Origin of the sequence: Hymenobacter saemangeumensis (assembly GCF_039541835.1) — a bacterium.
Classification (GTDB): Bacteria; Bacteroidota; Bacteroidia; order Cytophagales; family Hymenobacteraceae; genus Hymenobacter; species Hymenobacter saemangeumensis.
Genome location: NZ_BAABGZ010000071.1, coordinates 74,309 through 83,953, shown reverse-complemented (window position 1 = coordinate 83,953; position 9,645 = coordinate 74,309). Strand labels below are relative to the sequence as shown.

At 64.5% G+C, this 9,645-nt stretch carries 4 protein-coding genes; all 4 read right to left on the bottom strand.

Annotation, left to right across the window (positions count from 1 at the left end; genetic code table 11):
- Positions 1–417 precede the first annotated feature (417 nt).
- Entirely contained in the window at positions 418–1,848 is a 1,431-nt protein-coding gene (locus ABD919_RS17385) for a hypothetical protein (protein WP_345237317.1), read from the bottom strand.
- Positions 1,849–1,971: 123 nt separating this feature from the next.
- A complete protein-coding gene (locus ABD919_RS17380; protein ID WP_345237316.1) occupies positions 1,972–4,326 on the bottom strand; it encodes an N-acetylmuramoyl-L-alanine amidase in 2,355 nt (784 codons plus the stop codon).
- A gap of 36 nt (positions 4,327–4,362) precedes the next feature.
- Positions 4,363–6,873, bottom strand: coding sequence for a peptidoglycan DD-metalloendopeptidase family protein (locus tag ABD919_RS17375; RefSeq protein ID WP_345237315.1), 2,511 nt, complete (start codon positions 6,871–6,873; stop codon positions 4,363–4,365).
- A 188-nt stretch (positions 6,874–7,061) separates the two neighbouring features.
- Positions 7,062–9,602 (bottom strand): SpoIID/LytB domain-containing protein, encoded by a 2,541-nt coding sequence (locus ABD919_RS17370; RefSeq protein ID WP_345237314.1) that lies wholly within the window; start codon positions 9,600–9,602, stop codon positions 7,062–7,064.
- Between the last annotated feature and the right edge of the window lie 43 nt (positions 9,603–9,645).

Sequence of the window (9,645 nt, the reverse complement as noted above, 5' to 3'; positions counted from 1 at the left end):
TTTACCCTGGCCCAGGCCTCGTCGCTGGGCCTGCGCCTGGTGCAGAGCCTGGCCCGGCAGCTCGGCGGCCAGCTGCTGCTGCCGCCGGCCGGCCAGGCAGACTTTGTCGTCTCCTTCCCCGCTGGTTCTCTGGGCGCAGGCGCAGGAAAGTAACCGGTGTGGAGCGTAGCTAAAAGAGCATTCAGGATTTGCAGGTTGGCTTCAATCAGCTGAGCAACTACCCAAGCCAACAAAAAACCCGGCCCTTACCGGGCCGGGTTGATTCATTGGGTTTTAAGTGGTTTTTCAGAAGTAAGTGGGTTGTCAGTTGTGACTTGACAGTCAAATGCCTACTCAGAGACCTACAACTGACAACTTAAAGCAGACCCATGGCAATTGGGATACGCTATGCAGACCCGGTTACCAGGCCAGCAGCCATTAAATGCCTGATTCCAAATCCAGCTGCAGGCCGGCGCCGAAGCCCAGGCCGGGCACGTAGCAGAGCACGTTCACGGTAACGGTGCCATTGGCCGGCACCGCTACGGTGCGCAGGCTCTGGCGCTGCGGGCCCCGGGGACTGGTGCTGTACTGGTTGTTGTAGAGAATAACCTGGTGCAGCTGCGAGGTAGAAAGCACGCCGTTCAGGTAGGTTTGAACCGGTGAGTCGAAGAGTACAGTGCTGGCTCCCAAATCGTTGATGGGATTGGCTCCCAGGGAGATGCGGACGTTTCTTGGCGTGGAGTTAGGGTTAGACAGTATCAGCTTGGCGCTGTACTTGTGGCCATAGCCGGCCCAGGTACGCGTCGACGACTGCAGGCGCATGGTGTAGGGGGCGCTTTGGTCCTGATAATACACGGTAGAGCCCGTAGCCACGGGCTTGCGGTTGTTGGTGTTGAAGCACAGGCCCATGTGGCTGGTGGTAGCTGGCAGGCTGATGTTCACGTCGCCCGAGTAATAGGTGGCGTGGCTGGCAATGCCGGCTTCGCGGCCGTAGTTCTCGCCCGACTCGTCGATTACAATCTTGGGCTCCCCCTTGATGGAGGTGGCCTGCTGCCCAGTGGAGCCGGTGCCGAACGTGATGGCGCGGGTCAGGCTGCCGTCGAAGGTGGCCACCGATGAGAAGAAGGCCCCGCCGCCGGCCACGTCCAGCTCGTAGCGGCCTTCGGTGGTGTAGGCATCGCCATTGGCGGGCTTGGCGGGAAGCAGCACTTTGGCAATTTCCACGGCCTTGTACGGCTGAATGGTAACGCTCACCTGGGTGAGGTCGGCGTTCAGCCAGGCTTCGGAGCACAGGTACCAGGAGCTTTTCAGGGAAGGGTCGGTTTGGCGGAAGCGCCACAGGTTGTTGGCTATCATTTTGCCCCGGCCGGTGATGGTGATGGGGGTGGGGCTGGGGTTGCTGGCGATGAGGTGAACGTAGATGCTGCGGCTGGTGGTCGGCTGCCCGAGGTTGTTGGTCTGCCCGGAGTAGTTGAGGTGCGAGAGGTAGAGGGCCACCGGCCCGGTGAGGGGCGTGGCGGTGCCGCCCCGCTGCGGGGCGTTGTTGCCGTTGGTCATCATCCAGCCTTCGCCGGTGAGGGCCTCGGGGTTGTTGCTTTTCCAGAACTGCGGGCCGGTGAGGCCGCCGCCACCGGTGGCGTCGTTCACGCCGGGCAGGTGGCGCAGGTTGGCGGGGGCTACGAGCGTGCCGCTGCTAAGCGAGCCGCTGGACCAGACCAGGCCGGCCTGGGAATCCTGGCTGCTGCTGACGCCCTGGGGCCGGGCCGCTTCATCTTGGAACGATGCACAGCTGCTGGTGGCCACGAACAGGCCCGTGAGCAGGGAAAGGGGGCGGGCAATCGACAAGGTTTTTTCTGTTAAAGGGAACATGAGTTGGGGTTATGGTTGAAAAAGCTGTTGCGGGCAGAGGCGATGCAAAAGCGCCCCTTCTTTCCCGCACCCGTCGGGTAAAGGCTGGGTGCGGGAGAGGAGGGGCGCTTTTGGGTTCGCCGCCTATTGCTTCAGGATGCGGAGCAGCTCCAGCTGGCCATTGGCGCCCTGCACGCGCAGCAGGTACACGCCGGGCTGCAGCTTTTGCGTGGCCAGGCTTAGCTCGTGGCGACCGGCGTCCTGCGGGCCCTGGTGCAGTACCTGCACGGGCCGGCCACGCAGGTCAAGCAGGGTCAGGGTCATGTCCTGGGCCTGCTCCAGCACATAGGCTACCTGGGTGCTGGCCTCGTCTACCGGGTTGGGGGTAACATCGGTGTGAAAAGCCTGGGCGCTGGCCGTGCGGGCAGCCGGGAAGGTTACCACCAGGTCGAGGTTGCCCACGGCCGACCAGTTGTGGGCTGCGTCGCGCACCAGGCTTTTGACTTTGCAGGCCGGCGTGGTGCTGTTCACGCTGGCCCGGCGGGCATCCTGGTTCGACTCGACCCCCACGGTCACCAGCTTGCTGCTGCCGCGGCTCTTGTACACTTTCACGTCGTCGAACTCGACATCGGCCTGGTTGGTGCGCAGCGAAAAGCCGTTGCCGCTGGCCAGGGGAGTGGGGTCGGTCCAGGTCAGCTTGAGCGCGTTGTTCACGTACACGTTCAGCACGCCGGTGGTCGCGTTATAGGTGGCTTTGTAGTCGGCCCAGGCAGCGGCGGTAATGGTGGCGTTGCCCACGGCCCGTTCCGTGAGCACGTTGTTGGTGGTTTCGATGATGCGCACCTTTTGGTCGTCGGCCGTGAACCACACCAGGTAGGAGTTGTTGCGCTCGGTCGCGGTCACGTCGTCGGCAAACAGGTGCATGCCAAAGCGGCGCGAGCCGGTGGTGCTGTTCAGCTTGGCGGCAAACTGGTAGAGGTAGCTCTGGCCGGAGCCCTGGGAGAGGGCCGTCGAGATGTTGGTGTTGGTGAGCGTGGTGTTGGTCTGGCGCAGGCGTCCGTCGGTGGTGCGGGCCCAGGTGCCGGTCCGGGCGGTCCATTCCGCGCTCAGGGCCGAGGCCCCGAAGTTGTCGTTGAAGAAGCCGTTGCCGCGGTTGGCCCGCCACTCGGTGCCGTTGGCGCTTTCCAGCACCTGGTAGTAGCGCTCGGTCACGCCCACGTTGTCGGCATCGGTAAAGGTGGCCGTGAAGTCGTCGCTCACCGTGCTGGCCGGCGCGCTGATGCTGGTAGTGGGGGCAGTGGTGTCGGTGCTGGGTGGCGGGGTGCTGCCGCAGCTGTTGCTGATGTAGCTTTTAATGTCGGTGCGCACCGTGGGCAGGTAGCTGTAAAGCGTATTGCCGGGGCAGGTGGTACAGCCGCCGTTGTCGCGGTGGCCGGGCACATTCGGAATAACGCCGGCTACGTAGTGGTTGGAAGTGCCCGTGGGGTCGATGCCCATCTGCGAGGCTTTCCAGGCCAGCAGCTGCTTGAGGCTGTTGAGGGCAGCGGAGGTAGGCAGCACGCTGGTGTAGCTGCCCATCATGCACACTCCCAGGGTGTTGGCGTTGCCGGCGCAGAAGTGCGCCCCAATCACGTTGTCGCCGCCCGAGCGGCCTTCGTAAATCACCCCGTTGGGGTCGATGAGGTAGTTGTAGCCGATGTCGGCCCACTTGTTCACGTCGATGTGCAGGCTTTCGATGGAGCGCACGCGGGCGGCCCAGTCGCTGGCGGAATTGGGGCCTTCCTCGTGGTGCACCACCAGGTGCGTGACAGTGGTGTAGCTGCGCGTGCCGCTGGGCGTGCGGGCGCCCCAGCCAGCACGTGAGGTCACGGTGGGCTTGGCGCAGGTAGCCGTGATGCGGCTGGCCGTGCCCGGCTCAACTCCGCTGCCCGGCTCTGCGGCGGGGGTTTCCCCGGGGCTGTAGAACAGCACTTCCAGGGCGTTCAGCACGGGAGCCGAGCCGGTATTGCTGCTCAGCGAAGCCCGGTACTGCACGTAGCGGATGTGGGGCTCGAACTGCTGCACCTTGCCTACGCGCCGGGTGGCATCGTCGTCGGCGTGGCCCTCGAAGCCCGTTGCCTTCCACTCGCTCCAGCGCTTGCCATTGGTGGAGCTGCGCACCTCAACGGTGAGGTTGGTGGCGTATAAATTCTGGCCCTGCCACACGGGCATTGCCGAAATGAAGGGCCGCGCGTCGGTGAGCGTAATCCGGATGGGCTGCGAGGTAAACCAGCCTTCGGATTGCCCGGCCTCCAGCCGGGTGCCGGTGTCGGTTACCTGCAGGTGGTGGCGGCTGGCCAGCGCCTGGCCGCCGTTCAGCGGCAGCAGCACGCGGGCTTTGCCTTCGCCGGGCAGCAGGGGCCGCTCGGCGGGTGCGGCTTCAGTGGTAGTGGGTTGGGCAATGCTTTGAGCGGGGGCCGCACCGAGCAGCAGCAGGAAAAATAAAGAAGTCAGCTTCATGGCAAAATCAAAGGGAAAGGTTGAGGGATGGGGCAGCTATTGCTTTACTACCCGGGTCGTGCTGCTGTGCTTGCCGGCCTGAATGCGCACGTAGTAGATGCCGGCCTGCAGGCCGCTGAGCGAAGCCAGCGACACCTCGTGCCGTCCGGCGTCCTGGGCACCGCTGAGCAGCGTCTCAATGATTTTGCCTTGTCCGTCGAGCAGCACAATGCTCACCTTGCCGTTCTCGGGCAGCTCGTAGGCCATGGCGCTCTGGGCTTCCACCGGGTTGGAGTACACGGCGGTGGCCATTTCGGCCGTGGCGCTGCGGGCCGCGGGCAGGTTGATAACCAGGTCCAGGTTGCCGGCCGTCGACCAGTTGCCGGCGGCATCGCGCACCAGGCTCTTGATTTTGCCGGCCGGGGTGCTGCTGTTGGGCGAAGCCCGGCGCAGGTCTTTCGACAGGGCCGTGCCCACCGTCACGAGGCGGCTGGTGCTGCGGTTCTTGTACACTTTCAGGTCGTCGAACTCCACCTGCGCCTGGTTGGTACGCAGCGACATATAGCTCCCCCCGGTCAGCGGCGTGCTGTCGGTCCAGGTGAGCACCAGGCGGCTGTTCTGGTACACGCGCACGGCCCCGGTGCTGGTGTTGTAGGTCACCTTGTAGTCGGCAAAGGTGCCGGCTTCCACCATGATGTCGCCCTCGGCGCGAGGGTTGAGCACGTTGTTGATGGTTTCGATGATGCGCACCTTCTGGTCGTCGTTGGAAAACCAGATGAGGTAGGAGTTGCCCCGCTCGCGCACGGTCACGTCGCTGGCCATGATGTGCAGGCCGAAGCGCCCGGTGCGGGTTAGCTCATCGCCCAGGATGCGGGCCGCAAAGTGGTAGAGGTAGGTGTTGCCGTTGGTTTGCGAGAGGAAGGTGTTGAGGGCCGTATTGGTGGGCACTGCGTCGCTCTGCTTGAGGCGGCCTTCGGGTGTTACGCCCCACACGCCCCGCCAGTCGGCCGTGCCGAAGGTGTAGTCCGAGTGCAGGGTGCCGGTGCCGAAGTTGTCGTTGTAGAAGCCATTGCCGCGGTTGCCGCGCCATTCGCCGGGCGTAGCGTGGTATTCCAGGGGCTGATAGAAGCGTTCGGTTACGCCCACGTTGTCGGCGTCGGTGAAGTTCACCGTGAAGTCAGCGGTTTGCGTGCTGCTGCCGTTGGCCGCCGCGATGCTGGTGGTGGGCACGGTGGTATCGGTGGCCGGTGGCGGCGTGGTGCTGCCGTTGGGCGTCGTGGAAAGGTACTTCCAGCCCCGGCGGGGCTGGCCTACGTCGGAAAACGTGCCCAGCGTGGAGGCATTGCCCCCGGCGGCCCGCCACTCAAAGTGAATATGGTCGCCGGTCGAGCCGACGCCGGTGGTGCCTTCAATGGCCAGCACGGTACCGGTCTGCACGGTTTGTCCCACCGTCACGCTAATGCTCTTGTTGTGGGCGTAATAGGTGCGGGTGCCGTCGGCGTGTGATATAATGACCAGGTTGCCGTAGCGGCAGGAGCCTTCGCAGAAGCCAGCAAACGTGACCGTGCCCGGCGCGGCCGCCCGCACGTTGTGGTCGGCGTTGTCGGGCGTGTCGAAATCCAGGGCCGCATAGGAGTGCAGGGTGAAGCCGTCGTAAATGGTGGTGCGGCTGCCGGAGGGCGTGTGCGGGCCCGTAGGAGCCGGGGTGCCGTGGCGCGACACGTAGTACTCGCGGTTGGCATCCCAGGGCAGGCGGTAGTCGATGGCCGAAACGCGGGCGGCGGCGGTGGGCAGGCCGGGGCTGCTGGCACTTTCGGTATCGGCCGGGGTGAGGGGCGTCGCGGCCCAACCGGCCACGGCATGGGGCACGCCTTGCTGCTGGGCCACCACGGTTTCGGTGCGGGTGGCCAGGTCGTACACCACCACTTCATCGGCAAAGCCATGAATGAGGTCGCGCTCCTGTTCGGTGCTCACCGTGTACAGAAACTTGTCGCGCCCCGGCGAGAGCAGCGGCGTGGTAAAGTACTTGGGGGCCAGCGCCAGCTGCTGTACCTGGCGCGTGCGCAGGTCAAACGACCAGACGCCTTCGTGGTCGAGGTCGGTATCAAACTTCAGTGCTTCCAGGTACAGCACGCTTCGGTCGGCCGACCAGGCGATGGGCTTCACGGCGTAGCCGGGCACGGGGCTGTCCTGCTGGGTAAAAAGCAGCTGCTTGTGGTTGGTTTGGGTATTGTAGAGCCAGAGATTGAAAGCGGTGCCAATTTCGGCCCGCTCCAGGTACACCCACTCGGGCTGGTGGGGCGACTGCAAGCCCTGGAAGAAGACGTGGCCGGCGGGTACCGTCAGGCGGGCGTCGATATCCTGCGGGTACAGCACCACCACGGAAGCCGAGGTCAGGCGGCCGGGCTTGGCGGCCACCTGCTGGCCCAGCAGCGTGGGGTTCTGATGAGGGAGCACCTCGTAGAGGCGGTCCTGCTGGTAGAAGGTCGCCCGTGCTTCCTGCGCCTGGGCTGCCCAGGACAGCGCACACAGGGCGGCTGCGGTTATAAGATGGAGTGTTTGTTTCATGCGGAAAGGAGTGAAATGGTAAAAGTGGAACAATAGGAATGCGGTTGACCTGGGTCGTAAGTGGGTTGATTTATGGGTGTTCATAAGCGCCAGTGGGCGCAAGGGCGGGCAAGAAAGAAGGAGGCCTGGCCCAGCGCATGGGTAGTGCCCGGGCGTCGGCACTCCTCCTTTCTACCGTCGCCAACGGTTTAGTTTTTCAGCACCTGCAGCAGCTGGCTTTTGCTGCCAGGGGTGGAGAGCTTCACGAAGTACAGGCCCTGCCTGGCCAGGGCCAGCGCCGGTACCTGGGTCTGGTGCGTGCCGGCCGGCAGCTCGCGCACCAGGCTGCGCAGCAGGGTGCCCTGGCTATCGAAGAGGTCGATGGTGACTACCGTGGCCTGGGCCAGCCCGTACCGAATGGTCAGCTGCCCATCTTCTGCCGTCAGCGGGTTGGGGTACACGCTGGCCGCCTCCGCGGCAGCCTGGCGGGCGGCGCCGGCCAGTATGGATATGTTCACGTCCAGGTTGCCGGGCGTCGACCAGTTGTTGGCGGCATCCTTCACCAGGCTTTTGATTTTCGCGCCCGGCGTGCCCGAGGTGCGGATGTCGTTGGTGTTGGCATTGCCCACGGTGATGGTGGCCGTGGTGCCGCGGCTCTTGTACACCTTCAGGTCATCAAACTCCACGTCGGCCTCGCTGGTACGCAGCGAGATGTTGGCGCCGCTGGTGAGCGGGGTCGAGTCGGTCCAGCTCGTTACCAGCTTGTTGTTCTGGTACACCTGCACGGTGCCTGTGCTGGTGCTGTACACCACTTTGTAGTCGCTGAAGCTGCCGCCGGCCAGGCTGATGGTAGCCGAGGCGCGGGGGTTGAGCACGTTGTTGATGGTTTCGATGATGGATACCTTCTGCTGGTCGATGGCAAACCAGATGAGGTAGGAGTTGCCCCGCTCGCGCACGGTCACGTCGCTGGCCATAATGTGCAGGCCGAAGCGCCGCGCGCCGCTGCTGTTGTTCACCTTGGCAGCAAACTGGTAGAGGTAGGTATTGCCCGAGGTCTGGGAGAGAAAGGTGGAGATGGCCGTGTTGGTGGCCACCACATCCGTCTGGCGCAGGGTGCCGGCCGTGGTTTCGGCCCAGGTGCCCTTCCAGTCGGCCAGGCCCTGCACGTAGTCGGGGTGGAGGCTGCTGTTGCCGAAGTTGTCGTTGTAGAAGCCATTGCCGCGGTTGGCGCGCCACTCGTTGCTGCGCCACTCCAGGGGCTGGTAGAAGCGGCTGGTCACGCCCACGTTGTCGGCATCGGTAAAAGTGGCCGTGAAGCTGGCCGTGGCACTGGCCGGGCCGGAGATGGCCGTCGTGGGTGCCTGCGTGTCGGCCACTACCGGCGACTGCAGGCTGATGCCCGTGGGGGAGTAGTAGTGGTCGATAATCCACTGGTAGGTTTTGCCGTTGGTGTGCCAGAAGCTGGAGCCGTACTGGCACATGCCGCGGCCGTGGCCAAACTTGGCGCGGCCCGAGCACAGCGGGTCCGAGATGCAGGGCGAGGTGCTGGTGCCGTTGCCCGCAAAGCCATTGCCGCAGCCGGCATTGTTGTTTTCCGACGAGTACTCGGTGAAGGCAATGGCCCCGTTTTTCACCAGCACTTCCCCCTGGGTGTCGATGGCCGCGTCGCGCGTGGAAGGCACTTCCTGGCTGTCCCATACCTGGCGGCAGGTGGTGTTGCTGATGTCGTAGTTTGAGTTGAGGGGGTTGGCCACGTGGTAGGCGCCGTAGCTGCGGTAGGCTATGGCGCCCGCCCGCAGCGAGTTGACGCCCCAGCCCGAAATCCACTCGTTATCGAGGCCGCTGCGCACGTAGGATTCAAGCGACACCACCGTCACGTTGGAGCAGCTGTTGCAGGAGCAGCTGGTGCCCACGCGGATGCTGGTGGGCAGCGCTACGGCCGTGATGCGGCTGGCTGTCGAGCCGGGCGCGGGGGCCGTCAGGGCTGGTTGGTGGTCCTGGGCACGCTCGGGCTCGGCACCGGTTTTGTCGAAGAAGCCGTGGTGGCTGGTTTCCGTTTCGGTGGGCACCGAGCCCCGGCCGGGGCGGGCGTCGAAGCCCGCCGGCAGCGGCGAGAGGGAAGTGCGGAAGAGGTAGCTTTCGCCAATCAGGCGGTAGGCCGGCAGCTGGTAGCTGGCGTAGCCCGGGCGGGAAAAGGTGATGTCGGCTTTCTCCTTTACAAACTCTTCTTGCTGCGGGCCGGTGCTGGTCAGCAGCAGCTGGTAGTAGCCCGCCGCGTTGGATACCGCCGTGGCTTTGCCCACGCGCACCTGCACCCCGGGCAGGGGCAGGCCCTGCTCCCGGTCGCTCACGTAGCCTTCAATCAGGGTTTGGTTGGGAGCCAGCGCGGGGCGGGCTTTCTGCTCCCCGGCCAGGGGCTGCAGGCGGTCGAGCTGCACTTCGGCGTTCAGCTGGGCCACAGCGCCGGCTTTAAACTGCGTGCTAATGGGGGCGTAGCCCGGGGCCGAAATCAGAAAGGAAAGCTGCCCTTCGCGATTGGCCAGCGTGAGCTTGCCATTTTCCCGGGTGGTCAGGGTTTCGCGCTGCCCGGCCGGGGTCAGCAGCTCAATACGGGCATGGCGCACGGCAAACCCGGTGTACTGGTCGGTTACGCGCAGCGCAATGCTGCCCTTCTGGGCCCAGGCTCCCAGGCTGGCCAGCGCCAGGCCCCCGGTTAGCAGGGTGTTGCGGAAGTGTAAAGCTGTCTTCATAGATTGGATGGAGTGTGGGGTAAAGGGTGAGAAAACGTATTCA

Excerpts from the sequence above, each read along its gene's own strand:
- ABD919_RS17370 (WP_345237314.1), bottom strand. The coding sequence starts at position 9,602 with ATGAAGACAGCTTTACACTTCCGCAACACCCTGCTAACCGGGGGCCTG.
- ABD919_RS17385 (WP_345237317.1), bottom strand. The coding sequence starts at position 1,848 with ATGTTCCCTTTAACAGAAAAAACCTTGTCGATTGCCCGCCCCCTTTCC.
- ABD919_RS17380 (WP_345237316.1), bottom strand. The coding sequence starts at position 4,326 with ATGAAGCTGACTTCTTTATTTTTCCTGCTGCTGCTCGGTGCGGCCCCC.
- ABD919_RS17375 (WP_345237315.1), bottom strand. The coding sequence starts at position 6,873 with ATGAAACAAACACTCCATCTTATAACCGCAGCCGCCCTGTGTGCGCTG.